Genomic DNA, 25,822 nt, shown 5'->3' on the forward strand with positions numbered 1-25,822 from the left:
CTTCCGTTCGGTGGGGCCTGGTGTGTGGACGTAAAGCGAAGCAGTCCACACACCAGGCCCCGGAGGCCCGTCACCGCACCCGACACCCACCCGCCCGCCGCAGGCGCGAACGGCGAGGCAGCCGCAAGCATCGGCCGAGGCAAAGCGCAGCGGACCGGCGCAACGGCGAAGGCAGCCACAAGCATCACCCCAGCCCACGCCCCGCGCAGCGGACCCGCAACGGCGAGAAACCCCCACGGCGGGAAAGACAACAACGTGGGACTAACGGGCCCGGCCCCGAAGCTCGGCGTCGAGGAGGGCCGACCACTGCTCGACAACCCGCTCGCGGCGGGCCGAGTCGTCGGTGAGGAGGTTGGCGAGGCCGAGGCCACGGGCCATGTCGAGGAGGCCCTGGACCGTCTCCCGGACACCGGCCACCGCCTCATCCGCTTCGAGCAGCGTCAGCGCCGTCCGGTGGGCCTCGCGGCCGACGCGGGCCTCCAGGGCGGTGACCCGTTCGCGGAGTGGTTCCTCGTCGGAGGCGGCCACCCACAGGTGCAGTGCGGCGCGGAACAGCGGGCCCGTGTAGAGGCCGACGAGTTCCTCGACGACGATCCGGGTGCGGGCGGCGGAGCCGGCCGGGGGGAGGTTGTCGGCGACGGCCTTGACCGCGCCCTGGCGTTTCTCCGCGACGTGTTCGACGGCCGCTGTGAAGAGGTCCTCGCGGGTGCGGAAGTGGTGCTGGGCGGCGCCGCGGGAGACGCCCGCGCGTTCGGCGACCACAGAGACCGTGCTGCCGCTCCAGCCGCGTTCCGCCAGGCAGGAGACCGCCGCCTCCAGCAGTTTGAGCCGGGTGGCCCGGCTGCGTTCCTGCTGGGGCTCCTTGGTGCCGCGGGCGGGGGTCAGCGCGCCCATGACGGGGCCCGCCGCTCCAGGAAGGCGGTCATGCCCTCGCGGGCCTCGGCGGAGCCGAAGAGGCGTGCGGACTGTTCGGCGAGCGCCTCGGTGTCGCGGTCGAAGGCGGCCAGCACCGGGGCGGTGACCAGCTTCTTGGACTCGGCCAGGCCCTGCGGGGAGCCCTTGCGCAGCCCGTCCAGCAGGGGTGCGAGGCCGCTGTCGACCTCGTCGGCGGCGAGGGTGACCAGGCCGATCCTGGCCGCTTCCGCCGCGCCGAACTTCTCACCGGTGAGGTAGTAGCGGCCGGCCGCCCGCGGGTCCAGCCGGGGCAGCAGCGGCAGTGAGATGACGGCGGGGGCGAGGCCGAGGCGGGCCTCGGTGAAGGCGAAGGTGGCGTCCGGTCCGGCCACGGAGAGGTCGCAGGCGCCGAGCAGGCCCAGGCCGCCGGCCCGGACGTGTCCGGTGACGCGGGCGACGACCGGTTTGGGCAGCGCGACGAGGGCGCGCAGCAGCCGGGCCAGGCCCAGCGGGCCGTCCTTCGCGCTGCCCGAGGTCGCCTCGGAGAGGTCCGCGCCGGCGCAGAACGTGCCGCCGGTGTGGGTGAGCACGACGGCGCGGGTGGCGTCGTCGGCCGCGGCGTCCTCAAGTGCCTGGTGCAGTGCGGCGACCAGGCGGGTGGAGAGGGCGTTGCGGTTGTGCGGGGAGTCCAGGGTGAGGGTGGTGATGCCGCGCTCGTGGGAGCGCGGGACCAGGGTCTCGGTGGACGCTTCGGTCTTCGGGGCGTCGGTCATCGGGGCGTCTGGCTCCTTTCCCTGGCGCGCAGTTCGCGCCGCAGGATCTTTCCGGTGGTGGCGCGCGGCACGCTGGCCAGGAATTCCACGCGGCGCACTTTCTTGTACGGGGCGACCTGCCCGGCAACGTACGCGATCACCTCGTCCTCGGTGAGCCGGGCCCCCCGCTGCCGGACCACGAACGCCTTGGGCACCTCGTTGCCGTCCTCGTCCCGGACGCCGATGACCGCGGCGTCGGCGATCGCCTCGTGGCCGAGCAGCAGCGCTTCGAGGTCGGCGGGGGCCACCTGGTAGCCCTTGTACTTGATCAACTCCTTGACGCGGTCGACGACATGGAGCCAGCCGTCGCCGTCCGCCCGCCCGACGTCGCCGGTGTGCAGCCAGCCCTCGGGGTCGATCATCGCGTCGGTCTCGGCGGGCCGCCCCAGATAGCCCTTCATGACCTGGGGGCCGCGGATGAGGATCTCCCCGGTCTCCCCCGGCCCCACGTCCTCGCCGGTCTCCAGGGACACCAGGCGCATCTCGGTGTTGGGGATCAGCTTGCCGACGGCGCCGGGCGGCGGGTTCGGCGCGTCGAGGGGGACGCAGTGAGTTCCGGGACTCAGCTCGGTCATGCCGTACGCCTGGAGGACCGGGGGCAGGCCGAGCCGCCGGGAGCAGGCCGCGGCCAGTCCGTCGTCCAGGGGCGCCGCGGCGGAGACCAGGTACCGCAGGGAGGACAGGTCGTAGTCGGCGACCAGGGGGTGTTTGGCGAGGGCGAGGACGATCGGGGGCGCCACGTAGACGGCGGTGATGCGGTGCCGCTCGATGGCGGCGAGGAACTGCTTCAGGTCGAAGCGGGGCAGGACGACGACGGTGGCGCCGTTGCGCAGCGGGGCGTTCATCAGGGCGGTCAGCCCGTAGATGTGGAAGAACGGCAGCACGGCCAGGACCCGGTCGCCGGGGCCGTTGGAGATCAGTGGGGTGAGCTGGGCGAGGTTGGTGGCGATGCTGCGGTGGGTGAGCATCACGCCCTTGGGGGTGCCGGTGGTGCCGGAGGAGTAGGGCAGTACGGCCAGGTCGTGGGCCGGGTCGAGGGTGACGGAGGGCTCCGGGTCGGCGCAGGCCGCCAGGTCGCGGACGGAGCGGTGGCCGTCGGCCCGGTCGCAGACGAGGATCTCGGCGACACCGCCGGTCTGCCGCGCGGCGGCGCGGGCGGTGTCCAGCAGCGCCGACACGGTCACGATCCAGCGGGCCCCGGAGTCCTGCAGCTGCTTGGCGAACTCGCCCTCGGTGGCGAGCGGATGGACGGTGGTGACGGCCGCCCCGCAGCGCGAGGCGGCGTGGAACACCGCCGGGAAGAGCACGGTGTTCGGGCTGTGCAGGGCCAGCACGTCGCCCTTGCGGACGCCGCTCGCGGCGAGGGCGGCGGCGATCCGGCGGCTGAGGCGGTCCAGCTCGGCGTAGCTGAGGGTGGTGCCGTCGAGGCCGTCGATCAGTGCGGGCCGGTCGCCGTACTCCGCCGCCCGCCCGAGGACGGCCTCGTGGATCGGCAGCTCTACGGGCGCGACGTCGGCGTACTCGCTGTGGAACACGTGGAACACCATGCCTGGGCCTTCCCTTCGGCGGGGTACGGCGGGCGGCGGGTGCGGCGCCGCCCCGGCGGCCGGGGCGGGCTTGCCCGGCCGGCCCGGTCAGCATCCCGTCTCTCAGTACGACTTGGGCAGCCCCAGGGACTGGTGGGAGACGAAGTTGAGGATCATCTCGCGGCTGACCGGCGCGATCCTCGCCACCCGGGCGGCGGTGATCATCGAGCCGAGGCCGTACTCCTGGGTGAGGCCGTTGCCGCCGAGGGTGTGGACGGCCTGGTCGACGGCGTGGACCGCGGCCTCGGCCGCCGCGTACTTGGCCATGTTGGCGGCCTCGCCCGCGCCCATGTCGTCGCCCGCGTCGTAGAGATGGGCGGCCTTCTGCATCATCAGCCGGGCCAGTTCCAGTTCGATGTGGGCCTGGGCGAGGGGGTGGGCGAGGGCCTGGTGGCTGCCGATGGGCTCCTTCCACACCTGGCGGGTGCGGGCGTAGTCGACGGCCCGGCCGAGGGCGTAGCGGCCCATGCCGAGGGCGAAGGCGGCGGTCATGATGCGCTCCGGGTTGAGCCCGGCGAACAGCTGGAGCAGCCCGGCGTCCTCGTCGCCGACCAGCGCCCCGGCGGGCAGCCGCACCTCGTCCAGGGTCAGCTCGAACTGCTTCTCCGGGGCGGAGAGTTCCATCGCGATCGGGTTGCGGCCGAAGCCGGGGGTGTCACGGGGCACGATGAAGAGGCAGGGCTTGAGGCGGCCGGTCCTGGCGTCCTCGGTGCGGCCGACGATCAGGGTGGCGTCGGCGATGTCGACGCCGGAGATGAAGACCTTGCGGCCGTTGAGGACCCAGTCCGTGCCGTCCTTGCGGGCGGTGGTCGTGATCCGGTGCGAGTTGGAGCCGGCGTCCGGTTCGGTGATGCCGAAGGCCATCTTGCGGGAGCCGTCGGCGAGGCCCGGGAGCCAGGTCCGCTTCTGCTCCTCGGTGCCGAAGCGGGCGATGACCGTGCCGCAGATGGCGGGCGAGACGACCAGCATCAGGAGCGGGCAGCCGGCCGCGCCCAACTCCTCCAGAACGAGGGAGAGTTCGGCGATGCCGCCGCCTCCGCCGCCGTACTCCTCGGGGAGGTTGACGCCGAGGTAGCCGAGTTTGGCGGCCTCCGCCCAGAGTTCGTCGGTGTGGGTGCCGTCCGCCACGACGCGGGTGAAGTACTCGCGGCCGTAGCGGGCGCCCAGGGCGGCTACCGCTGTGCGCAGGGCGCGGTGTTCCTCGGACTCGATCGTCGGGGTGCGCATGGGAGCTCCTCGGGTCGTCGGTTGCGGTGCGTTGTTTGGGTGCGGCGCCGTTTCCGCCTTCGGCGGAGGGAGGGGGTGTGGGGTGGGGTGGGGCCCAGGTGTGCGGGTGGGGCGGTGTCGGGGCCTCCGGGGCGGGGTGTGGAACTGCTTCGCTTTACGTCCCACACCCCGCCCCTCCGGCCCCGCCACCTCGCGTCTCGTTGCGAGCCCCACCCCGGTGGGAGGAGAGGTATGAAAGGCGCGAGGTCGCCGGTGAAGTGCGGGTGGTGCCGGTCAGTCCGTGACGACGGCCAGGAGGGTGCCCACCTCGACCTGGGTGCCGGTGTGGACGGGGAGGAAGGTGAGGGTGCCGGCGGCGGGGGCGGTGATCTTGTGTTCCATCTTCATGGCCTCCAGCCACAGGAGTGGCTGGCCGGCCGTGACCTGGTCGCCCTCGGTGAGGCCCGTCGCGATGCGTACGACCGTGCCGGGCATCGGCGCCAGCAGGGAGCCGGGTTCCGTGCGGGCGGTGGGGTCGGGGAAGCGGGGCAGTGCGGTGAAGGCGTGGGAGGCGGGGGTGGTGGTGCCGGGGGCCGGGGGTGCGTCGACATGGACCCGGTCGCCGTAGCGGGTGACCGTGAACTGCCGCCGCAGTCCGTCGGCTTCGAGTACCACCTCCTCCGGGCCGAGGGCCAGCAGCCGGACGCCGGGGAAGTCCTCGGCGTGCAGGCCGTCCCGGCCGAGCCGGTAGCGGATGGTGTGCTCGGTGCCCCCGGAGGCGTACGTCTTGACCTGGGGTCCTGAGGGGACGTTGCGGAAGCCGCCGAAGCGGGAGCGGCCGTGGGCGAGGGCGGCGGCGAGCGCGAAGAGCGGTGCCGTGTCGGTGTCGCTGCGGGTCAGCTCGGCGAGGTTGCGGTCGTAGAAGCCGGTGTCCAGGGCGCCGGGGTCGGTGAACTCCGGGTGGCGCAGGGAGCGGACGAGCAGCTCGCGGTTGGTGACGGGGCCGTGGAGGGCGGCGCGTTCCAGGGCGCCGGCCAGTTTCCGTACGGCCTCGTCGCGGCTCGGGGCCCAGGCGATGACCTTGGCGAGCATCGGGTCGTAGTGGACGCCGATGGTGTCGCCGTCGGTCACGCCGGAGTCCAGCCGGACGCCGTCGGGCAGCGCCAGCCGGTGCAGGGTGCCGGTCTGCGGCTGCCAGCCGGCCGCCGGGTCCTCCGCGTAGAGCCGGGCCTCCACGGCGTGCCCCTGGGGCGGCGGCGGTGCGGGGTCCAAGGGGCGGCCCTCGGCGATGCCCAGCTGGAGGGCGACCAGGTCGAGGCGGTGCACGGCCTCGGTGACCGGGTGTTCGACCTGGAGGCGGGTGTTCATCTCCAGGAAGTACGCCCGTCCGGTGCGGTCGACCAGGAACTCCACGGTGCCCGCGCCCCGGTAGCCGATGGCGCGGGCGGCCCGGTCCGCGGCCTCGTGCAGGGTGGCCCGCAGCTCCTCGGACAGTCCGGGGGCCGGGGCCTCCTCGATGACCTTCTGGTGGCGGCGCTGGAGGGAGCAGTCGCGGGTGCCGAGGGTCCAGACCGTCCCGTGTCCGTCGGCGAGGATCTGCACCTCGACGTGGCGGGCGCCGACGAGGTAGGGCTCGACGAACACCTCGCCGTCGCCGAAGGCGGACGCCGCCTCGGCCGCGGCGGCCTTCAACTCCTCTTCCAGAGCGTCCAGTTCGGTGACCATCCGCATCCCGCGGCCGCCGCCGCCCGCCGCCGCCTTCACCAGCAGCGGCAGATCGGCCTCGGTGGCCTTCCCGGGGTCGACGGGGGCCGGCAGCGGCACGCCGGCCTCCGCCATCAGTTCCTTGGCCCGCGTCTTGGAGGCCATGGCCTCGATGGCGGCGGGCGGCGGGCCGATCCAGAGCAGGCCCGCGTCGGCCACCGCGGTGGCGAATCCGGCGTTCTCGGAGAGGAAGCCGTAGCCGGGGTGGATCGCGTCGGCGCCCGCGGCGCGGGCGGCCCGCACCAGCAGGTCGCCGCGCAGATAGGTGTCGGCCGGGGCGTCGCCCGGGAGCCGTACGGCGGTGTCGGCCTCCCGTACGTGCGGGGCGCCGGCGTCCGCGTCGGAGTGCACGGCGACGGTGGAGATGCCCAGTTCGCGGCAGGTGCGGAAGACCCGCCGGGCTATTTCGCCACGGTTGGCGACGAGTACGGAACGGATCACTTCTGCCTCACATCCGGAAGACGCCGAAGCCGCCCCGCGCGCCCTCGACCGGGGCGTTGTGGAGGGCGGACAGGCACAGGCCGAGGACGGTTCGGGTGTCGCGCGGGTCGATGACGCCGTCGTCGTAGAGCCGCCCGGACAGGAACATCGGCAGCGACTCCGACTCGATCTGCTGCTCGACCATCGCGCGCAGCCCGGCGTCCGCCTCGTCGTCGTACGGCTGCCCCTTGGCGGCGGCCGAGGCGCGGGCGACGATCGACAGCACCCCGGCCAGCTGCTGCGGGCCCATGACGGCGGACTTGGCGCTGGGCCAGGCGAACAGGAAGCGGGGGTCGTAGGCGCGGCCGCACATGCCGTAGTGGCCGGCGCCGTAGGAGGCGCCCATGAGGACGGACAGGTGCGGGACCTTCGAGTTCGACACCGCGTTGATCATCATCGCACCGTGTTTGATGATGCCGCCCTGCTCGTACTCCTTGCCGACCATGTAGCCGGTGGTGTTGTGGAGGAACAGGAGAGGAATATCGCGCTGGTTGGCCAGCTGGATGAACTGGGCGGCCTTCTGGGACTCCGCGCTGAACAGCACGCCCTGGGCGTTGGCGAGGATGCCGACCGGGTAGCCGTGCAGCTCGGCCCAGCCGGTCGTCAGGCTCGTCCCGTAGAGCGGCTTGAACTCGTCGAAGTCCGAGCCGTCCACGATCCGGGCGATGACCTCGCGGGGGTCGAAGGGTGCCTTGAGGTCGCCGGGGACGATGCCGAGCAGCTCCTCCTCGGCGTACTTCGGCGGCGCGGCCGGGCCCGGATCGGGCTGCGCCTTGCGGTGGTTGAGGCGGGCGACGACCCGCCGGGCCTGGCGCAGCGCGTCCGGCTCGTCCACCGCGAAGTGGTCGGCGAGCCCGGAGGTGCGGGCGTGCATCTCGGCGCCGCCCAGCGACTCGTCGTCGCTCTCCTCGCCGGTGGCCATCTTCACCAGCGGCGGACCGCCCAGGAACACCTTCGCGCGCTCCTTGACCATGATCACGTGGTCGGACATCCCCGGGACGTACGCGCCGCCCGCGGTCGAGTTGCCGAACACCACGGCGACGGTCGGGATACCGGCCGCGGACAGCCGGGTGAGGTCCTTGAAGAGCGCCCCGCCCGGGATGAAGATCTCCTTCTGGCTGGGCAGGTCGGCGCCACCGGACTCGACGAGGGAGATCACCGGGAGCCGGTTGGTGAAGGCGATCTCGTGGGCGCGCAGGGACTTCTTCAGCGTCCAGGGGTTGCTGGCGCCGCCACGCACCGTCGGGTCGTTGGCGGTGATCAGGCACTCCACGCCCTCGACGGTCCCGATGCCGGTGACCAGCGAGGCGCCGACCTGGTAGTCGCTGCCCCAGGCCGCGAGCGGCGACAGTTCCAGGAAGGGGGTGTCGGGGTCGACGAGCAGCTCGATCCGCTCCCGGGCGAGCAGTTTGCCGCGCTTGCGGTGCCGGGCGACGTACTTCTCGCCGCCGCCCGCGGTCGCCTTGGTGTGTTCGGCCTCGATCTCCGCCAGCTTCGCGAGCATCGCCGTACGACGCTCCGCGTACTCGGCGCCCGACGGGTCGAGCCCGGTTCCGAGCACGGTCACCACAACACCTCCGGTATGTCCATGTGCCGCGAACGCAGCCACTCCCCCACGGCCTTGGCCTGGGGATCGAACCGGGCCTGCGCGGCGACGCCCTCGCCGAGCAGCCCGTCGACGACGAAGTTGAGCGCCCGCAGGTTCGGGAGTACGTGCCGGTCGACGGGCAGACCGGCGGTCTCCGGCAGCAGCTGCCGGAAGCGGTCGACGGTCAGCTCGTGCGCCAGCCAGCGCCAGGCCTGGTCGGTACGGGCCCACACCCCGACGTTCGCCGAGCCACCCTTGTCGCCGCTGCGGGCTCCGGCGACCAGGCCGAGGGGCCCGCGCCGGGTGGGCCCGGCGGGCAGCGGCTCGGGCAGCGGCGGGTCGGCCGGTCGCGCCAACTCCCGTGACATGGACGGTGGTTGGCAGCTGACGCGGGTGCCGTCGGGCAGTACGGCGGTGTGCGGCACCTCGGCCGCGTCCACCGTCACCGCCTCGAAGACCCCGTACGGCGTGCCCTTGCCGGGCGGCGCGGTGACGTGGAAGCCGGGGTAACTGGCCAGCGCCAGCTCGATCGCGGCGCCGCTGACCGCCCGCCCCACCGCGTCCTGGTCGGCGTCCCGCACCACCAGGCGCAGCAGCGCGCTCGCCTCCTCCTGGACCGCCGCGTCGTCCCGGTCGGTGCGGGCCAGCGTCCAGCGCACCTCGGCCGGGCGGCGCTCCGCCGCGTCGAGGGCCGCCTCCATCTGCCGGCGGACCAGCGCGGCCTTGGCCGGCACGTCCAGCCCGGTCAGGACGAAGGTGACCTCGTTGCGCCAGCCGCCGAGCCGGGTCAGCCCGGTCTTGAGGGACGGCGGCGGCGCCTCGCCCCGCACCCCGTCGATCCGTACCCGGTCCGGCCCCTCCTCGGTCAGCCGTACGGTGTCCAGCCGCGCGGTCACATCGGGCCCGGCGTAGCGGGCGCCGGCCGTCTCGTAGAGCAGCTGGGCGGTGACCGTGCCGGGGGTGACCGCGCCGCCGGTGCCCGGGTGTTTGGTGATCACCGAGCTGCCGTCGGCGGCGATCTCGGCGAGCGGGAAGCCGGGCCGCCGCAGCTCATGGGCGGTGAAGAAGGAGTAGTTGCCGCCGGTGGCCTGGGTGCCGCATTCGAGGACGTGCCCGGCGGCCACCGCACCGGCCAGCTGGTCCAGGTCCTCCGGCCGCCAGCCGAAGTGCGCCTGGGCCGCGCCGCTGACCAGCGCGGCATCGGTGACCCGCCCGGTCACCACGACCTCGGCACCGGCCCGCAGACAGGCGGCGATCCCCGCGCCGCCCAGGTAGGCGTTGGCGGTCAGCACCCCCTCGCCCCAGCCCCCGCGCGCCAGCAGGTCGTCGCCCTCCACATGGGCCACCCGGACGGGCACCCCGGCCTTGTCCGCCAGCTCCCGTACCGCGTCGGCGAGTCCGGCCGGGTTCAGCCCGCCCGCGTTGGCGACGATCCGCACGCCGCGCTCGACGGCCAGCCCGAGCCCGTCCTCCAGCTGCCGCAGAAAGGTCCTGGCGTATCCGCGTGTGGGGTCCTTCAGCCGGTCCCGGCCGAGGATCAGCATGGTCAGCTCGGCGAGGTAGTCGCCGGTCAGCACGTCCAGCGGTCCGCCGGTGAGCATCTCGCGCAGCGCGTCGAACCGGTCGCCGTAGAAGCCGGAGGCGTTGCCGACGCGGAGGACGGCGGGGTCGGCGCCTATGGGGCGTATGGGGCCGGTGTCAGCTGCGCGGGCGCTGCCGCCGCTCATGAGGTGGCGGCCTTCCCGGACGGTTCCCGGCCCTTCCCCGGCGGGCCCGCGAAGGCCTGCGCGATCTCCAGCCACCGCTGCGCGTCCGCCCCTTCGGCCCGTACGGTCGGCAGGTCGGCGCGGTGCGCCCGCTGGGTCACCAGCAGACAGAACTCCAGCGCGTCGCCCGTCACCCGCTGCCGGGCCTCCGCAGGACCGTACTCCCACACCGTGCCGTCGGGCGCCCGCAGCTCGACCCGGAACTCCTCGCCCGGCGGGGTGAGTTGATGGGTCGCATAGGCGAAGTCACGGGTCCGGACGCCGATCCGGGCGATATGCCGCAGCCGGGCGGTGGGCGGCCGCACGGCCCCGAGCGCCTCGGCGACGTCCTGCCCGTGTGCCCAGGTCTCCATCAGCCGCGCGGTGGCCATCGAGGCCACGCTCATCGGCGGGCCGTACCAGGGCAGCTTCCCGCCGGCGGGCCGCTCCGCCAGCGCCCGCTGCAGGGCCTCCCGCCCCGCCCGCCACTGCGCGAGCAGCTCGGCGGGCGGCGTACGGGCACCGGCCCCGGCGGCCTCGTCGACGAAGGTGAGCGGCGCGGCGAGCGCCTTCTGCGCGGCCCGTGCGAACCCGTCCGGGTCGGTGGCGGAGAGCAGCGCCTGCTGGTCGGTCCAGGCCAGGTGGGCGATCTGATGGGCGACCGTCCAGCCCTCGGCGGGCGTCGGGACCGCCCAGCGCCCGGCCGGCAGCCCGGCGACCAGTGCGTCCAACTCCTCGCTCTCCGCCCTGAGATCCGCCAGTACGGCGCCGGGATCGGACACGCGACACTCCCCTCGTCCACCCAACTGCCGGGACAGCGGGGCGCGTTGGAAAACGGTGACGGCCGCGGCGGAGCGCTGCGGCCGTACGGGTGCGGTGTGGTGCGGGTGCGCTCCGAGACTGGCAGCGCCGCCGGGAACAATCAAGCATGCGTGCATGATTTTTTCCCCATCAGCACTCCCCCGCCTGGCGGAGGTGCCTGCTACTCGCGGAGGAGGCGTCCGCCGCGCCCGGCGGCAGAGGCTTGATCCGTGCCGTCCGCGGGGGCCGGCCCGGCGAAATGCCCTGGGAGCCACCGCGGATGACGGCATGTCACCTACGAAAGGTCCTGAAGATGCGCATCACTCCTAAGCGGCGCGCGGCAGGGGTCGGAGCGGCTGCCGTCGCCCTCCTCCTCACCTGCGGCGGTGCGGCCGCCGCCATGCCGGCACCCGAGCCGGACGGCGCCGCGGCGGCGGCCCGGTACAAGACCATGAGGGTGGCCAGCGTCCACGGCGCTCCCGTCTACGCCAAGCCCTCCTCCGGCGCCGAGCGCTTCCGGACGTACCGGCAGGGCACTCCGCTGCGGATCGCGTGCCAGACCACCAGGACGCCGTCCGGGCGCCTCTGGTACCGCCTGTACGACCACATCCCTACGTCATGGGTCCACTCCGGGCACTTCATCTCCGTCGTGAACCCGCCGAAGGAGTGCTACCCCTAACGGGCGGCCGCGGGCGGCCCATGGCTCAGCTGTGGGCCGCCGCGCTCCGTACCGCCCCCACGCTCGCGATCACGACGAGGCCGATCGCCAGTACCTCGGCCCAGCCCAGTGCCTGGTGCAGGACGAGGAATCCGGCGGTGGCCGCGGCGGCCGGCTCCAGGCTCATCATCACCGCGAAACCGGAGGCCGGGAGCTTGCGCAGGGCGAGCAGCTCCAGGGTGTAGGGCAGGACGGACGACATCAGGGCGACCGCGGCGCCCAGGCCCAGCGTGACCGGGTTCAGCAGTGCGGAGCCCGCGCTGAGAATGCCGAACGGCAGGCTGAGCAGCGCCGCGACGGTCATCGCCAGCGCCAGTCCGTCCGCCTGCGGGAAGCGCTGTCCCGTACGGGCGGAGAGCAGGATGTAGGCGGCCCACAGCCCGCCGGCCGCCAGCGCGCACCCCGCACCGACGAGGTTGAGCCCGTCGAACCCCTCGCGTCCCAGCAGCACCACGCCGCCCAGTGCGAGCGCCGCCCACAGCAGGCTCAGCACCCTGCGGGAGGTCGCCACCGACAGGATCAGCGGCCCGAGGAACTCCAGGGTGACCGCGGCGCCCAGCGGAATGCGGTCGATGGCCTGGTAGAAGAGCGAGTTCATGCCGGCCAGTGCGACACCGAACGCCAGCACCGTGGCCCAGTCGCCCCGCGCATGGCCACGCAGCTTGGGGCGGCAGACGACCAACAGCACCAGCGCGGCCACCACCAGCCGCAGGGTGACCACGCCCAGCGCACCGGCCCGCGGGAAGAGCAGCACCGCCACCGACGAGCCGAACTGCAGCGACACGATCCCGCCGATGACCAGCGCCACCGACGTGATCCGCCCGCGCGCACCCGCCCCACCGGCGCCGCCCGCCTGCGCCTCCGCCGTCAGCACCTCGGGCGAGGGCGGTATGGGGTGCACAAACCCCCCGTCGTCGGCGCGCACGGTGTGGACAGGGGTGGCGGGCGTACCGCCATCGGGGCTCTCGGGCGAGGCATTCACGCCACCACGCTACGGCCCGCGCTTCCGGTCCGTGAAATGCCGTTTCCCCTGTTGTTATGCTCCGCGCGCATGAGCATCGAGCTCCGACATTTCCGCTGCTTTCTCGCCATCGCCGACACCCTGAGCATCACCCGCGCCGCCGAGCGGCTGCATCTGACCCAGCCCGCCGTCTCCCGCACCCTGCGCCAGCTGGAACACGCCCTCGGAGTCCGGCTCGTCGACCGCTCCACCCATCACCTCGCCCTCACCCCCGACGGCCTGGCCTTCCGCGACCGGGCCGCGGTCGCGGTCACCGCCTTCGACCGGGCGCTCGGCTACGCCCACCACACCGACTGGCCCCTACGGCTGGGCCACGCCTGGTCGGCCGCCGGTACGGACACCACCGCGCTGCTCCGCCGCTGGCACGAGGAGCACCCCGGGACCCCGCTCGAACTCCTCCGTATCGACGACCGCACGGCCGGGCTGACCCGCGGCGAGGTGGACGCGGCCCTGCTGCGCGGCGAGGTCCGCGCCCCGGGCCTGATCACCGAGCAGCTCACCACCGAGCCGAGAGTGGCAGGTCTGCCCGCCGACGACCCGCTCGCCCACCGCACCGCGCTCGCCCTCACGGACCTGGCCGACCGCACCATCGCCGTCAACACCGTCTCGGGCACCACCACCCTCGACCTGTGGCCGGCCGCCGCCCGCCCCGCCTCCACGATCACCATCGGCAACACCGACGACTGGCTGGCCGCCATCACCGGCGGCCGCGCCGTGGGCGTCACCACCTCCGCCACCGCCGAGATGCACCCCCACCCGGCCATGGCCTACGTCCCCCTCACCGACGCCCCGCCGGTCCCCGTCGTCCTCGCCTGGCGCGACGGTCCGGGCCACCCACGCATCCCGGACCTGATCAGGCTGGCCCACGAGGTGATGGGGAGGTGATGGGACGGGAACGGGGGCAGCGCTGAGGCGCGGGCCTCGGCGGCGCTACGCGCCTCGCACGACCTACGGCCGGCGACCGGCAACCCCGCGACCGGCGACCGGCGACCGACACGAAGGACACCCCCGTCACAGAGGCTTGAGCCGGCTGCGCAGGAGGCAGAACTCGTTGCCCTCGGGGTCGGCCAGGACGTGCCAGCCTTCGTTGCCGGTCTGGCCGACGTCGACGGGCCGCGCGCCGAGAGCGAGCAGCCGTTCCAGCTCGGCGTCCTGGTCGCGGTCGGTGGCGTTGACATCGATGTGCAGCCGGAGCTTCGCCGGCCGGGGATCACTGGTCGGACCGAAGACGAGGGTGGGCTGCGGACCTCCGAACCCGGCCTCGGGCGGACCGATCTCGATGCTTCCGTCGTCCTCCCGGCCCAGCTCGGCGTAGCCGAGGACGTCACTCCAGAAGGCGGCCAGCCGTTCCGGTTCCACGGCGTCGATGACCAGCTCACTGATACGGCATGCCATGCCCGTCACTGTACGAGAGGACGTGACAGCCAGGGCCGATATGGACCGCTGGTGATGGTCCGGCCGGGTGCCTGGGTGCGCGGCACCCGGCCTCGTCCCGTCCTGGATGACCGGCCACCGACAGCACAGAGTCGGCACACCACCCGGCGCACCCGGCCAACGATGCGGACGCACACACGAGCTGCGCGCAGTAGCGGCACGCACTACCTGCACGTACTAGCCGCAGCTACTAGCTGCACACTCTCGCCGCCCGCCCCTCGTCGCCCGCCTTCGCCGGTGCCCGTGAACCCCTGCCCCAGAGGAGCACCCATGTCCCTGTCCGTACCCGTGCCCAACTTCCCGGGTGACGACCACGACTTCGCCCGCCGCCTGCAACGCCTGGAGGACAAGGATTCCCTGCGTGCGCTGCTGATCCACGGCTGGCGGGCGCTGGACCGCAAGGACTGGCGCACCTGGATCGAGTGCTGGACCGAGGACGCGGTCCTGGAGTTCGGCCCCTGGGAGCGGGTCCACGGCCGGGAGGCGATCCTGGCCAGGGTCATCGAGGCCGAGGCGCCGTACACCAGCATGCAGCACCACATCCTCAACATGGACTTCGAGACGCAGGGTGACCAGGCCACCGGCATCGGCTACATGTGGTTCGTGGCCGTCGCCGACCCCGGCACCACCTCCTCGCCCTACGCCATGGGCGGCCCCTACACCTGGGAGTTCACCCGGACCACCGACGGCTGGCGCCTGACCCGCCAACGACTCGGCGTCTGGTGGACCACGGGCGAGGACACCCTCCGCTCGTTCACCACGGCCGACTAGGGCGTCGCGCCTGGAGACCACCGTCCGGTCCGCGGTTCTCCTTGCTCCGATCTTGCTCAGTGAGGGCTGTGGCAGCATGGCGCGGGTGCTGAAGATAGAGACCAACGGCCGGCCCGCCGACGTCGAGGACGTGTATCGGGTGGCGACGTGGAACTACGGGCACTTCACTTCGATGCAGGTGCGTGAAGGGGCAGTTCGCGGTCTTGACCTCCACCTGAGGAGGCTGGAGCGGGCATCGCAGGCACTCTTCGACGAACGAGTCGAAAGCGACGGGGACGGAATCCGGGAACTCATCCGGCATGCGCTCGGCGCACAACGCGACGCGTCGGTCCAGGTGACTCTCGTCCCTCGGGTCGGCGCGCCGCTGTCGCCGGACGTCATGGTGTCGGTCTCCGATCCGTTCCCTGATGTGCCGCGGCCGGCGTTGCGCGTCTGCACGACGACATATGAGCGCGACCTCCCGCACCTCAAGCACCTTGCGACGATGGGGCTCACCTACCAGCGCCTCCAGGCCAAGGCGGCGGGATACGACGACGTGCTGCTCGTGGGCCGGGACGGGGCCCTGCGCGAGGGCTCGGTGTGGAACGTCGCCTTCTGGGACGGCGAGCAGGTCGTATGGCCTGAGGCCGACGCACTGCCCGGCATCACCATGCAGCTGCTGCAGGCTTCCTTGACGCGCATCGGCGTGCGATGGTCAGCCCTCCGCCTGACGTCGGACGACCTTCCGGCACTGCGGGCTGCCGCAGCAACCAACTCCCACTGCCCCAGCCAACCGCTGGCCGGCATCGACAAGGTGACCTTCCCCGACGATGGCGGCGCCCTGGCCGACGCCCTCACTACCGCCTGGGCCGATGTTCCCTGGGACGTGATCTGACAACGACCCAGGGCACCATGACCGGCGCCCGTCCGATGCATCGTGGCCCTGCGGGCACGATCGGCATGGACGGGGTATCCGGTAGTCACGGCCACCGGGGACCGCTGGTCGCTCGCCGAGCCGGACGCCGAACGCCCCACCGCGGTCGTTCACCTGGACGCGGAGACCGCCTGGCGCCTGTGCACCCGCGGCATCCATCCGGAGACCGCCCTCTCCCTTGCCGGCATCGACGGCGACCACAGCCTGGCCGAAGCAGCCTGTCGCATCGTGTCGATCATCTACTGACCGTAACCAGGAGAAAGCGCCCCGGCCGCGGCATGCAGTGCCGGTCATCCGCGAAGCCACAGCCGGAGCACGCCTGTGGGCTCCGGCGGCTTGCCGGTGGGCCCGGCAGACGGTGCCGAGGCGGGCTACCGCAGCGGACACGCGAGATCGGGCCGTACCCGGTGCGGGCTACAGGCGATCAGGTTCAACGAGAGGAACCGTCCCCCGCTCACCCACCAGCCCCCGACGCGGTCCTCGCCGGCGCACAGGGCCCGTACGGTCTCGTCGTACAGCGGCTTGGGCGGGTACGTGCCCACGAAGAGGCCGGCGTAGTGAGCGAGTTGCGTGTCGTACCAGTCGGCCGCCTCCTTCGGCTCCTCGAAGGTCGCCTCGATCCGGGCGGCCGGCTTCAGCAGCCAGTCAGCGGACGCCAGCGGCATCACCTGGGCGGAACGGAACTCCGGGTGGTCCGGGCGCCGGTGCGCGTCCCCCGGCTTCACGAGCACCTCGCCGCTGCCGAGCCAGACGTAGGCGTGGTGGTGGGGTCCGGTCATCTCTCTCCCTGCTGCGAACGCCGTGCCTGCACTGGTCCGAACGGGCGGCCCGCACCCCTTTCGCGGAGAGCGGGCCACCCGGCCCACGGACTACTGGCGGCCACAGCCCTGTCCGTCGCCGCACCCACCGTTGGGGTTGCCGCCCTGGTTGTCGTCCTCGTCGCCGCCGTACTTGACCGGACCGAAGCGGTATCGCATGGTCATCTCCTCAGGTGCCGTACCGGCACGCGGTCGGTCCGCGCGCCGTCGTGCACATGCGAGGGCCCCTCATGGGCCCACCCGCTCCGGCCGTGTCCTGCCAGGGAATGACGGCCGGGGCGGGAGTTTTGGTGACAGCCGCGGGTCGCACGGAACGCCCTGCGACGGCGGGTTTCAGCTCCTCGGCCCCTTCACGACTTCGGCTGGTGCCTCGCGCGGTGGCGGGCGATGAGGACATCGAAGTCGGTCACCCGGCTGAGGTTCCGGGCCGCTGCGGCCTGCTTCCGGCCGCGCGCGAGGTCGTCACACTCGGGGCACCTTTGCGTCGTGGGCGCGCTCATGGGACTGCTCACTCGGTGACCTCGACGGGTTCCGTCAGGGCTCCGTTTGTTGGTGCGGTCATGAGCAGGACGTTAGGAAGTGGGAGAAAACGCCACCACGCAATGTTCTCCAATGTTCTCGGAGAATGGCCGGATGTTCGCCCCTGTTCTCACACGACCGAGTGCAAGCTGTAGTGCGGGGCTCCGGGGCCTTGTGATGCTGGAGGCTCACGCACCTCCGCCACGAGGGAGACGGCCATGGCACGGCGACTGCGTTTCAACGGCACCAGAGCGGCAACGGCGGCTGCCCCGCCCTGCACGAGGACTTAGACACGGGCGAGTGGATCGTGCAAGGTAAGCCGCTCACCCACCCCGAAGACATCGGCCAGCTCCAGCACTTCCACGACGGCGAGACCGCAGTGATCGTGCCGCCGGAGTTGCTCGTCGATTTCGGCCCCAAGGAGGTCACACGCGTGCCCAAGATCATTGACCTGAGCGAATTCGCCCAGCTCTTCAAGACGTTCGAGCACTCGGCATGGCGTCTGGAGACCCGCCGCGGCTATGCCTCCGACCGCGAGGAAGAGACATACCGCGAGTTCGTCGAGACGGGAACAGTGACGTGGGATCACGATGACGAATGGTGCCGGAACATGCGAGCACAGACGGCGGCAGGTAAGCGCGTCGGCCGGGTACGCATCGTCGACGACCCTCCGACTACCGGCCAGCTGTACCTACTCGACAACGCGAAGCGCAACTCAGCCACAGGGGAGGACATGCGTAACCTGTGGCGCGCCGACGCTGAGCGACTTCAACTGCCCGCCGAAGACTTCTGGATCTTCGACTCAAGGTTCATCGCACTGCTGCACTTCGACGAGGCCGACACTCTCCTACACGTTGAATTGATCACGAACCCCGCGGAAGTGCTGCGGTATGCCCAGGCACGCGACGCCGCGCTGCATCACTCCGCCCCCTACGAAGAGTTCGCAGCGCTGGTAGCCGCGAACAAGGAGTGACTCGCACCCGGTGAGCACGGACTACCAGCAAGCGCGAGTCGCCCTTGGGGTGCGCCTGCGCGAACTCCGCATCTCCCGCCCTGGAGGCCGGCTCACCGGGCCCCAGTTAGCGCAACGCCTCGGCTGGCCCCATTCAAAGATCTACAAGCTGGAGAACGGAAAGCAGACCGCCAGCCCGGAAGACCTTCGAGCGTGGGTAGAGGCCACTGAACAGCCCGAGGCATTCACCGAGCTGTATGCACGCTTACAAGGCTTCGAATCACAAATCCGGTCGTGGCGACGTCAACTTGCCTCGGGACACCGTCCAGTGCAAGAAAACTGGAACACCGAAATTGCACGGACCAAGGTCATATACAGCTGGCAAGAATCAATCATTGAAGGAATGCTTCAGACGGCCGAGTACGCACGGCACATTTTCGCCCGGTACGCAAAACTACAGAATTCCCCGGGCGACACGGATGAAGCCGTCAGATCCAGGATGCGGCGCCAAGAACTGCTCTACCAGCCCGGTAGGCAGTTCCGAATCATCATGTGGGAGGCGGCGCTGCATGCTCGGATCTGCCCTGCCTCGACTCTCGCCTCCCAGCTTGACCGCCTTGCCGGCGTGGTCGGCCTGGACACGGTAGAGCTGGGGATAGTGCCCTTCAGCGCATCACTCAAGATTCCTACGGCCAACGGTTTCTACGTACTGGACAACCGACTGGCAGTCACCGAAGACTGGCATGCGGAATTATGGCTGGAAGACACAGACAGTATCGCCCTGTACTTGAACGTATGGAACACGCTCCGAGAATCCGCCGTCTACGGCACCGAGGCGCAGAACGTGATCAACAGAGCCCGTCGGTCGCTCTGTTCCCCATGACGCCCCTACTGGATACACGAGGATGCACACGATGCCGCAGTCATCGAATTCCGAGTCGACGTACACCGAGTGGCGTCATCAGGTACGCGATGGGCTGAAGCCGCTTCAGCACACTCTGGACCAGCTATTCCGAGAGACCCAGCTGTTCCGCATCTACTCCTCCACCCTCATGCCCGGCCTGCTGCAGACCGAGGGCTACGCTGCCGCGGTGCTGCGCACAGTCTCCGACACTCATGAACTCCCCGTTGATGACAGCACGGAGGCCGCACAAGCAAGGGTCGAGCGCTCCCGCATCATCCACGAGCCGGGGCATCGGTCCGTTCTGCTCATCGAAGAAGCGGTGCTGTACTACCAGCTCGGAGACAGGGAGGTAATGGCTTCCCAACTGGACCACCTGCTTACGGCCGACGCCCTGCCCTCGGTGTCGATCGGGATCGTTCCGACGGCGACCCGCGGGCGTACGCAGTTGCCGCACGAGACGTTTCACGCATACGACGACAACCTGGTCTCGGTGGAGCTGGTTTCCGCGCAGGTGACTATCACCCAGCCCACCGAAATCGCCCTCTATCTGAAGGCGTTCGAGCACTACCGCAGTATGGCCGTCTACGGCGCCGAGGCCCGGGCGCTCATTCTGAAGGCGCTTGAAGGGCTGCGCTGAACCCCACGGGAAGCATCGGCAAGGCCGGCGGGGATCTCGCGCGGGGGCCGTCGTGTGGCGCGAGTCCCCGTCCGGTCGGGGCCGAGCCCTGGGCCGGCCGCTACCCCTCGGCCTCGCCGACCGCCCCCGACCCGGACGGGGGCGGCCCGTCGGCAGGAGCGGGGCCCTGGGGGTCGTCCGAGGCCGCCGTCGGGTTCTCTCCGCGTTTGCGGGCCAGTTCCTCGGCGCGGCGGTCGGAGTCCAGTCGCATTTCGGCTTCCGCCTTGAGGTCAAAACTGCGCACCATCGCCCCCAGAAGCTCGGAACCTCACGGTGGTCCGGGCTCCGGCGCGGCGGACGGGCTGTCCTTCCGCGCCGTCGGCACGGGACCGCCGGTTGACTTGTCGCCTGCCCTGTCAGTGTTCCCGTGGGAGTCCGCCCCACCCGGCCGGGGCCGCCGCGGAAGTCGCTGGTGGATGCACGAAAGGCCGGTGCGATGGTTCGGTACACACCGGGGTGCACCTCCCCGCGCGCACCGGTCAGCGCACCCCCGCCAGCATCACCCTTCCTCCCCCAGCGCCTCCGCCAGCACCTCCGCCAGGTGTCGCCCCGGCCGGTCGCCCAGTTGGGCGAGTTGGGTGCGGCAGGAGAAGCCGTCCGCGAGGATCTCCGTGCCCTCGGGGGATTGCCTTACGGCGGGGAGGAGTTGGTCCTCGGCGCAGGACACGGAGATGTCGTAGTGGCCGCGTTCGAAGCCGAAGTTGCCGGCCAGGCCGCAGCAGCCGCCGGTCAGGTTGCCGGTGAGGCCCGCGCGGTCGCGGAGGTGGCGGTCGGCCGTGTCGCCGAGGACGGCGTGCTGGTGGCAGTGGGTCTGGCCGGCGACGGGGCGGTTGATGCGCGGGGGCTGCCAGTCGGGGGCCAGTTCCTCCAGGGCTTGGGCGAAGGTCCGGACGGAGCGGGCCAGTTGGGCGGCACGGGGGTCGTCGGCGAGCAGTTCGGGCAGGTCGGTGCGGAGGGCGGCGGCGCAGCTCGGTTCGAGGACGACCAGGGGGTGGCCGCTCTGGAGCAGGGGGCTCAGGACCTCGACCGTACGGCGCATGACGGCGCGGGCCCGGTCGAGCTGCCCGGTGGAGACGTAGGTGAGGCCGCAGCACAGGGGAGGGCGGTGCAGGCGGGGCAGGGAGGCGGGTTGTGGGAGGGCGCCGCCGGGCTGGCGCAGGGGGGCGGTTGGGGGCAGGAGAGGGCGCAGTCCGGCCGCTTCCAGGACGCGTACGGCGGCGCGGCCGACCTCCGGGGAGAGGTGGTTGGTGAAGGTGTCGGGCCAGAGGACGACGGTGGTGCCGGACGATTCACCGGCGCGGGACGATTCCCCAGCACGGGACGATTCCCCAGCAGCGGACGATCCCCCCGCAGCGGACGATCCCCCGGCGGCCGCCGACTTCCGGCGGCGCCACCACCAGCGGGTGAAGGTCTCGGTGGCCAGTTCGGGGATCGGCCGCTCGGGGGCGATGCCGCCGAGGCGTTTGGCGACGGCGGCCAGTGGCGTACGGGCGAGGGCGTTGAGGGCGGGGGCCAGGGGGGCGGCGGCGTGCAGCCACTGGGGGAGGCGGCCCATGGAGTAGTGCGCGGCGGGGCGCACCCGGCCCTCGTAGTGGTGGTGCAGGAACTCCGCCTTGTAGGTGGCCATGTCGACGCCGACGGGGCAGTCGCTGCGGCAGCCCTTGCAGGAGAGGCAGAGGTCGAGGGCGTCGCGCACCTCGGGCGACTGCCAGCCGTCGGTGATCACCTCTCCGGCCAGCATCTCGTGCAGCAGACGGGCCCGGCCGCGGGTGGAGTGCTGCTCCTCGCCGGTGGCGCGGAAGGACGGGCACATGACGTCGGTGGAGCCCGGACCGGTCGCGGTGTTGCGGCACTTGGCGACGCCGACGCAGCGCCGTACGGCCGCGGAGAAGTCGCCGTTGTCATGCGGATAGCCGAACTCCACCGGGACCGGGCGCGAGGGCAGCACCGTGAAGCGGAGGTTCTCGTCGAGCCGGGCGGGGCGGACCAGCATGCCGGGGTTGAGGCCGTCGGCCGGGTCCCAGAGCGACTTGAACTGCTCGAAGACGCCGACGAGTTCGGGGCCGTACATCTTCGGGAGCAGTTCGGCGCGGGCCTGGCCGTCGCCGTGTTCGCCGGAGAGCGAGCCGCCGTGCGCGACGACCAGCTCGCCGAGGTCGTAGGAGAACTCGCGGAACCGGCGGATGCCGGGGGCCGTCAGCAGGTCGAAGTCGATGCGGATGTGGATGCAGCCGTCGCCGAAGTGCCCGTAGGGGGTGCCGCGCAGGCCGTGCTGGGAGAGCAGGGCGCGGAAGTCGCGGAGGTACGGGCCGAGCTGGGCGGGCGGTACCGCGCAGTCCTCCCAGCCGGGCCAGGCCTCGCTGCCGTCGGTCAGCCGGGTGGCGGTCCCGGAGGCGTCCTCGCGGATGCGCCACAGGGCGCGCTGGCCGGCCGGGTCGGTGACGACCGCGTGGTCGGTGCTGCCGTCCGCGGCGGCCGCGCGGCAGAGGGCCGAGGCGCGGGCGGCCGCCTCGCCGGGGCTCGCGCCGCCCATCTCCACGAACAGCCAGGCGCCGCCCTTGGGCAGCCCGGTGGCGTCGCCCACCAGGTCGGCGGCCATCCCCTCGACGGTCATCGGCCGGTGTGGCAGCAGGGTGTGCGCGGCCTCGGCGGCGGCGCTCTCGTCGGGGTAGGCGAGGACGGCCAGCACCCGGGCCGCGGGGGTCTCCACCAGGCGTACGGTCGCCTCGGTCAGCACTCCGAGGGTGCCCTCGCTGCCGGTGAGGGCGCGGGCCAGGTCGGTGCCCTTCTCGGGCAGCAGCGCGTCCAGGGCGTACCCGGAGATCCGGCGGGGGAGGTCGGGGTAGCCGGTGCGCAGCAGTGCCAACTCCCCGTCCACCAGGGCCTTGACGCCGTCCCGCAGGCGCGGCGGCAGTCCGGTGGGGGCGCCGGTGGGGTCCGTGCCGCGGCCGGCCCGTACCTGCTCGCCGCCGTACGTCAGCAGCTCCAGCTCGCGGACGCTGTCGGCGGTGGTGCCCCAGGCCACCGAGTGCGAGCCGCAGGAGTTGTTGCCGATCATGCCGCCGAGGGTGCAGCGGCTGTGGGTGGAGGGGTCGGGGCCGAACGTCAGACCGTGGGCGCCGGCCGCCGCCCGCAGGTCGTCCAGGATGACGCCGGGCTGGACGACGGCGGTGCGGGCGGCGGGGTCCAGCGACACGATCCGCCGCATGTGCCGGGTGAAGTCCAGCACCACGCCGACGCCGGTCGCCTGCCCCGCGATGCTGGTCCCGCCGCCGCGCGGCACCACCGGCACCCCGTGCTCCCGGCACACCCGCAGCGCCGCCGCGACGTCCTCGGCGTCCCGGGGCGCGACCACCGCTCTGGGCACCCGCCGGTAGTTCGACGCGTCCATCGTGACCAGTGCCCGGTCGGCCGCGGCGAACGAGACCTCCCCCCGTACCGCGGCCGCCAACTCCTCCGCCAGATCCCGCTTCTCCGTCTCCGTACGATCAGCCATGTCTCCAGCCTGCCCACTGGGACGGGTTCATGGGCGGTCGGCGGGCCGATCGCCGGGGCGCGTCGCGGCCGTCAGACCGGAACGGGGGCGGTGGACGGGGCGGCGGCCGGGTGGAAGCGGAAGAGGTTCTCCGGGTCGTGGCGGGTCTTGAGCCCGGCCAGGTGCCGGTGTGTGGCGGTGTCGTGCACGCTGCGCGCCACCTCGTCGGCGTCCGGACGGTCCCCGTGCCCGCCGAAGAGGAAGTTCACGCTCCGGCCGAGCCGCCAGGGCGCGACGGCCGCCAGTGCCTCGGCGTGCAGCGCCCGTACGGTCGCGAGGGCGGCGTCCGCCGCGTCGCCGCCGGGTTCTTCGCCCGGAGCCGGCAGCGGCGACAGCAGCCGCAGCGCGTACCGGGCGTCGCGGTGGCCGACCGCGCCGGCCGACGGGCCCGGCCCGGCCATGGCGCCGCCGAGATGGTTGAGCTGGACCACGCACATGGCCGGGGCGGCCGGTCCGGTCAGCGCCGCCACCCGGCGCAGCGCGGCCGCGTCCAGCCCGCTGAGCAGCGCGTTGTCCCCGTCGTAGGCATGCGGATCGCTCGGGTCGCGGTGGATGGTGTGGGACTCGGCGTACGGCATCTCGCGCAGGTCGTCGCTCACCCGCTGCCCCACCGCGCGCAGCGGCGCCACCAGCCGTTCGCCCTCCGCGGCGCTCCCCGTATAGGCGATGCGGAGGTGCGCCAGGTAGCTGCCGCGCAGCGACTCGGGCAGCTGCGGGAGGTCCGGGTAGGCGATCAGGGCGAGCGACGAGGTCAGCTCGTCCGGGACGGTCGCGGTCCAGTCCAGATAGGCCGTCAGGGCCGCGTCGACCTGCTCGCCGCCGAACACCAGCTGCCCGCCGTACAGCCGGGCCACCGGTGCCAGCCCGAACTCCATCGCGGTCACCACGCCCAGGCCGTGGCCGCCGCCGAGCAGCGCCCGGAACAGTTCGGGGTCGCGGTCCGCGGTCAGGTGCCGCAGCCGGCCGTCGGCGGTGACCAGGTCGACGGACCGCACCTGGTCGGCGGCGAAGCCGTAGGTCCGGGCCAGCACCCCGACGCCGCCGCCGAGGGTGTACCCGATGACGCCGACGCCCGGGGAGGAGCCGTTGAGCGGGGCGAGTCCGTGCGGGGCCGCCGCCTCGACGACCTGTCCCCAGACGGCGCCCGCCTCGGCCCGCGCGGTGCCGGCCGCCGCGTCCACCCGCACCCCGGCCATCCGCCGCGTGCTGAGCAGCAGCCCGCCCTCGGTGGCCGTGGCCAGCCCGTGCCCGGTGGCCTGGACCGCGACCGGCAGCCCCTGGGCACGGGCGAAGCGCACCGCGGCGACGACGTCCCCGGTGCACTCCGCGCCGACGATCACGGCGGGCCGGTGCTGACGAGCCAGCTGGAAACCGGACCGCTCGCCGTCGTAGCCGTCGTCCCCGGGGACCAGGACCGGGCCCCGGACCTGGGCCACGAGGGCAGCGAGGGAGGCGGGGTCGAGCGGTGCGGGCGCGGACGGCAGAGCGAGGTCGTTGGTCTCCATGCCCCGCACTCTGCCGCGATAACTTGACACCCACCGTCATATATAAAAGCGGCTGTGAAGTCGTCGCGCCTGGTCTCGATCGTGCTGCTGCTCCAGACCCGCGGCCGGGTGCCGGCCGCGGAGCTGGCCGAGCGGCTGGAGGTCTCCACCCGGACCGTCTACCGCGACATCGAGTCGCTCTCGGCGGCCGGGGTGCCGGTCTACGCGGAGCGCGGCCGGCACGGCGGTATCGCGCTGCTGCCCGGCTTCCGTACGGACGTCACGGGGATTACCGGCGACGAGGCACGGGCGCTGTTCATCCTGGCCGCGCAGGGCGCGCACAGTGCGCTCGGCCTGGACGACGCGCTCCGCTCGGCGCTGCGCAAGGTGATGGCGGCGCTGCCCGCGCCGCACCGGCCGGCCGCGGAGCTGACCGGCCGCCGCATCCTGGTCGACCCGGACAGGTGGACGCCCCGCCCGTCGTCCGCCGCCGCGCCGGGCGACGGGCCCGCCGCCCGGCCCGCGGTGGAGCTGGAGGTGCTGCACACGGCCGTGTTCACCGACCGGCGGCTGCGCCTGCGCTACCGGCACAGCGGTGAGACCCGGCCGCGGACCTACACGGTCGACCCGTACGGGCTCGTGGCCAAGGCCGGCACCTGGTACCTCGTCGCGGACCGCCGCGGCGGGCCACGGCTCTTCCGGGCCGACCGGGTGGAGTCCGCGACCGTCACCGACGTGCCGGTACGGCGCCGCGCGGGCGTGGAGCTCGCCGAGGTGTGGCAGCGGCTGCGGCGCCAGGTGGAGGACCGGCCCGCGGACGTACGGGTGACCGCCCGCATCCGCCGCGACCGGCTGGACCTGGCGGTCCGCATCCTGGGCGGAGCACTGACCGGGCCGCCCCGTACGGGGGACGGGACGGGCGACGGCGACGGGTCAGGCGACGGCGACTGGGCCGTCCTCGAACTGGCCTTCCCCGTCCTCCCCGCGGTCCGTCAGCTGCTCCAGTTCGGCGACTCCCTCGAAGTGCTCACGCCACCCGAGGCCCGCCGGGTGATGGCCGAGGCCGCGGCCGCCCTCACCGCCGTCTACGCCGGAGACACCCCATCCCCCTAGGGGGTGTCTTCAAATGATCTCGGGTGGTAGATCATGGTCGGGTGATACGTCGTCATGAACTGTCCGATGCCGAGTGGGAGTTCGTCCG

Annotated in this window: 22 protein-coding genes and 1 pseudogene; 9 read left to right on the forward strand and 14 right to left on the reverse strand. The window is 72.5% G+C overall.

Annotated elements, in window-relative coordinates; all coding sequences use genetic code 11:
- Positions 1–261: 261 nt before the first annotated feature.
- From ACWC9R_RS32665 to ACWC9R_RS32700, 8 genes are all read right to left on the reverse strand, one after another.
- Positions 262–894, reverse strand: coding sequence for a TetR/AcrR family transcriptional regulator (locus ACWC9R_RS32665; protein ID WP_450736989.1), 633 nt, complete (start codon positions 892–894; stop codon positions 262–264).
- The gene (locus ACWC9R_RS32670; protein WP_450736990.1) at positions 882–1,667 is read right to left on the reverse strand and encodes an enoyl-CoA hydratase family protein; all 786 of its coding nucleotides are present in this window, start codon (positions 1,665–1,667) and stop codon (positions 882–884) included. The genes ACWC9R_RS32665 and ACWC9R_RS32670 overlap by 13 nt, the downstream gene beginning before the upstream one ends.
- Positions 1,664–3,253: a 4-coumarate--CoA ligase family protein gene (locus ACWC9R_RS32675; RefSeq protein WP_450736992.1), complete on the reverse strand. Its 1,590-nt coding sequence runs from the start codon at positions 3,251–3,253 to the stop codon at positions 1,664–1,666. Before ACWC9R_RS32675 ends, ACWC9R_RS32670 begins: the two co-directional genes overlap by 4 nt.
- Positions 3,254–3,355: 102 nt before the next feature.
- Positions 3,356–4,519, reverse strand: a complete 1,164-nt coding sequence (locus tag ACWC9R_RS32680; RefSeq protein WP_450736994.1) for an acyl-CoA dehydrogenase family protein — start codon at positions 4,517–4,519, stop codon at positions 3,356–3,358.
- Between the two features lie 273 nt (positions 4,520–4,792).
- Positions 4,793–6,703: an acetyl/propionyl/methylcrotonyl-CoA carboxylase subunit alpha gene (locus tag ACWC9R_RS32685; RefSeq protein ID WP_450736996.1), complete on the reverse strand. Its 1,911-nt coding sequence runs from the start codon at positions 6,701–6,703 to the stop codon at positions 4,793–4,795.
- 7 nt (positions 6,704–6,710) lie between these two features.
- Positions 6,711–8,309, reverse strand: a complete 1,599-nt coding sequence (locus ACWC9R_RS32690; protein WP_450736997.1) for an acyl-CoA carboxylase subunit beta — start codon at positions 8,307–8,309, stop codon at positions 6,711–6,713.
- A complete protein-coding gene (locus ACWC9R_RS32695; RefSeq protein ID WP_450736999.1) occupies positions 8,306–10,057 on the reverse strand; it encodes an acyclic terpene utilization AtuA family protein in 1,752 nt (583 codons plus the stop codon). Before ACWC9R_RS32695 ends, ACWC9R_RS32690 begins: the two co-directional genes overlap by 4 nt.
- A complete protein-coding gene (locus ACWC9R_RS32700; protein ID WP_450737001.1) occupies positions 10,054–10,857 on the reverse strand; it encodes a TIGR03084 family metal-binding protein in 804 nt (267 codons plus the stop codon). The genes ACWC9R_RS32695 and ACWC9R_RS32700 overlap by 4 nt, the downstream gene beginning before the upstream one ends.
- A gap of 332 nt (positions 10,858–11,189) precedes the next feature.
- Between ACWC9R_RS32700 and ACWC9R_RS32705 the strand changes: the two genes are divergently transcribed.
- Positions 11,190–11,555 (forward strand): hypothetical protein, encoded by a 366-nt coding sequence (locus ACWC9R_RS32705; protein ID WP_450737003.1) that lies wholly within the window; start codon positions 11,190–11,192, stop codon positions 11,553–11,555.
- A 25-nt stretch (positions 11,556–11,580) separates the two neighbouring features.
- Here the strand turns inward: ACWC9R_RS32705 and ACWC9R_RS32710 are convergent, their stop codons facing one another.
- On the reverse strand, positions 11,581–12,465 hold the full coding sequence (locus tag ACWC9R_RS32710) for an EamA family transporter (protein WP_450737024.1): 885 nt from the start codon (positions 12,463–12,465) through the stop codon (positions 11,581–11,583).
- A gap of 180 nt (positions 12,466–12,645) precedes the next feature.
- On the opposite strand from ACWC9R_RS32710, the gene ACWC9R_RS32715 reads away from it, so the two are divergent.
- Positions 12,646–13,500 carry a LysR family transcriptional regulator gene (locus ACWC9R_RS32715; protein WP_450737004.1) on the forward strand — a complete coding sequence of 285 codons (855 nt, stop codon included), beginning with the start codon at positions 12,646–12,648 and terminating at the stop codon, positions 13,498–13,500.
- Between the two features lie 126 nt (positions 13,501–13,626).
- Here the strand turns inward: ACWC9R_RS32715 and ACWC9R_RS32720 are convergent, their stop codons facing one another.
- Positions 13,627–14,010, reverse strand: a complete 384-nt coding sequence (locus tag ACWC9R_RS32720; protein ID WP_450737006.1) for a VOC family protein — start codon at positions 14,008–14,010, stop codon at positions 13,627–13,629.
- Between the two features lie 309 nt (positions 14,011–14,319).
- Here ACWC9R_RS32720 and ACWC9R_RS32725 point away from each other — a divergent pair, with 309 nt between their 5' ends.
- The 3 genes and pseudogenes from ACWC9R_RS32725 to ACWC9R_RS32735 all read left to right on the forward strand — a co-directional run.
- Complete coding sequence (locus tag ACWC9R_RS32725; RefSeq protein WP_450737007.1) at positions 14,320–14,820, forward strand: nuclear transport factor 2 family protein; 501 nt, start codon at positions 14,320–14,322, stop codon at positions 14,818–14,820.
- An 85-nt stretch (positions 14,821–14,905) separates the two neighbouring features.
- Entirely contained in the window at positions 14,906–15,694 is a 789-nt protein-coding gene (locus ACWC9R_RS32730; RefSeq protein WP_450737009.1) for an aminotransferase class IV, read from the forward strand.
- A 78-nt stretch (positions 15,695–15,772) separates the two neighbouring features.
- Positions 15,773–15,979: pseudogene (locus ACWC9R_RS32735) on the forward strand (maleylpyruvate isomerase family mycothiol-dependent enzyme); the annotation flags it as partial.
- Positions 15,980–16,104: 125 nt separating this feature from the next.
- Here ACWC9R_RS32735 and ACWC9R_RS32740 read toward each other — a convergent pair.
- Entirely contained in the window at positions 16,105–16,512 is a 408-nt protein-coding gene (locus tag ACWC9R_RS32740; protein WP_450737011.1) for a hypothetical protein, read from the reverse strand.
- A gap of 865 nt (positions 16,513–17,377) precedes the next feature.
- Between ACWC9R_RS32740 and ACWC9R_RS32745 the strand changes: the two genes are divergently transcribed.
- The 3 genes from ACWC9R_RS32745 to ACWC9R_RS32755 are packed head-to-tail and all read left to right on the forward strand — an operon-like array spanning position 17,378 to position 19,563.
- Entirely contained in the window at positions 17,378–18,043 is a 666-nt protein-coding gene (locus ACWC9R_RS32745; RefSeq protein WP_450737013.1) for a DUF6879 family protein, read from the forward strand.
- Positions 18,044–18,053: 10 nt separating this feature from the next.
- Positions 18,054–18,905: a helix-turn-helix domain-containing protein gene (locus tag ACWC9R_RS32750; protein WP_450737015.1), complete on the forward strand. Its 852-nt coding sequence runs from the start codon at positions 18,054–18,056 to the stop codon at positions 18,903–18,905.
- A gap of 31 nt (positions 18,906–18,936) precedes the next feature.
- Complete coding sequence (locus ACWC9R_RS32755) at positions 18,937–19,563, forward strand: DUF5753 domain-containing protein (RefSeq protein WP_450737016.1); 627 nt, start codon at positions 18,937–18,939, stop codon at positions 19,561–19,563.
- A gap of 100 nt (positions 19,564–19,663) precedes the next feature.
- Here the strand turns inward: ACWC9R_RS32755 and ACWC9R_RS32760 are convergent, their stop codons facing one another.
- The 3 genes from ACWC9R_RS32760 to ACWC9R_RS32770 form a co-directional block, all read right to left on the reverse strand.
- Complete coding sequence (locus tag ACWC9R_RS32760; RefSeq protein WP_450737018.1) at positions 19,664–19,813, reverse strand: hypothetical protein; 150 nt, start codon at positions 19,811–19,813, stop codon at positions 19,664–19,666.
- A gap of 288 nt (positions 19,814–20,101) precedes the next feature.
- Positions 20,102–23,098, reverse strand: a complete 2,997-nt coding sequence (locus ACWC9R_RS32765) for an FAD-binding and (Fe-S)-binding domain-containing protein (protein ID WP_450737020.1) — start codon at positions 23,096–23,098, stop codon at positions 20,102–20,104.
- A gap of 71 nt (positions 23,099–23,169) precedes the next feature.
- Complete coding sequence (locus ACWC9R_RS32770) at positions 23,170–24,642, reverse strand: FAD-binding oxidoreductase (protein ID WP_450737021.1); 1,473 nt, start codon at positions 24,640–24,642, stop codon at positions 23,170–23,172.
- Between the two features lie 54 nt (positions 24,643–24,696).
- Here ACWC9R_RS32770 and ACWC9R_RS32775 point away from each other — a divergent pair, with 54 nt between their 5' ends.
- Positions 24,697–25,734 carry a helix-turn-helix transcriptional regulator gene (locus ACWC9R_RS32775; RefSeq protein ID WP_450737022.1) on the forward strand — a complete coding sequence of 346 codons (1,038 nt, stop codon included), beginning with the start codon at positions 24,697–24,699 and terminating at the stop codon, positions 25,732–25,734.
- The last annotated feature ends 88 nt before the right edge of the window (positions 25,735–25,822 follow it).

The sequence above is a fragment of the Streptomyces sp. NPDC001219 genome, assembly GCF_053597915.1.

Excerpts from the sequence above, each read along its gene's own strand:
- ACWC9R_RS32665 (WP_450736989.1), bottom strand. The coding sequence starts at position 894 with ATGGGCGCGCTGACCCCCGCCCGCGGCACCAAGGAGCCCCAGCAGGAA.
- ACWC9R_RS32670 (WP_450736990.1), bottom strand. The coding sequence starts at position 1,667 with ATGACCGACGCCCCGAAGACCGAAGCGTCCACCGAGACCCTGGTCCCG.
- ACWC9R_RS32675 (WP_450736992.1), bottom strand. The coding sequence starts at position 3,253 with ATGGTGTTCCACGTGTTCCACAGCGAGTACGCCGACGTCGCGCCCGTA.
- ACWC9R_RS32680 (WP_450736994.1), bottom strand. The coding sequence starts at position 4,519 with ATGCGCACCCCGACGATCGAGTCCGAGGAACACCGCGCCCTGCGCACA.
- ACWC9R_RS32695 (WP_450736999.1), bottom strand. The coding sequence starts at position 10,057 with ATGAGCGGCGGCAGCGCCCGCGCAGCTGACACCGGCCCCATACGCCCC.
- ACWC9R_RS32705 (WP_450737003.1), top strand. The coding sequence starts at position 11,190 with ATGCGCATCACTCCTAAGCGGCGCGCGGCAGGGGTCGGAGCGGCTGCC.
- ACWC9R_RS32715 (WP_450737004.1), top strand. The coding sequence starts at position 12,646 with ATGAGCATCGAGCTCCGACATTTCCGCTGCTTTCTCGCCATCGCCGAC.
- ACWC9R_RS32720 (WP_450737006.1), bottom strand. The coding sequence starts at position 14,010 with ATGGCATGCCGTATCAGTGAGCTGGTCATCGACGCCGTGGAACCGGAA.
- ACWC9R_RS32725 (WP_450737007.1), top strand. The coding sequence starts at position 14,320 with ATGTCCCTGTCCGTACCCGTGCCCAACTTCCCGGGTGACGACCACGAC.
- ACWC9R_RS32740 (WP_450737011.1), bottom strand. The coding sequence starts at position 16,512 with ATGACCGGACCCCACCACCACGCCTACGTCTGGCTCGGCAGCGGCGAG.
- ACWC9R_RS32755 (WP_450737016.1), top strand. The coding sequence starts at position 18,937 with ATGCCGCAGTCATCGAATTCCGAGTCGACGTACACCGAGTGGCGTCAT.
- ACWC9R_RS32760 (WP_450737018.1), bottom strand. The coding sequence starts at position 19,813 with ATGCGACTGGACTCCGACCGCCGCGCCGAGGAACTGGCCCGCAAACGC.
- ACWC9R_RS32765 (WP_450737020.1), bottom strand. The coding sequence starts at position 23,098 with ATGGCTGATCGTACGGAGACGGAGAAGCGGGATCTGGCGGAGGAGTTG.
- ACWC9R_RS32770 (WP_450737021.1), bottom strand. The coding sequence starts at position 24,642 with ATGGAGACCAACGACCTCGCTCTGCCGTCCGCGCCCGCACCGCTCGAC.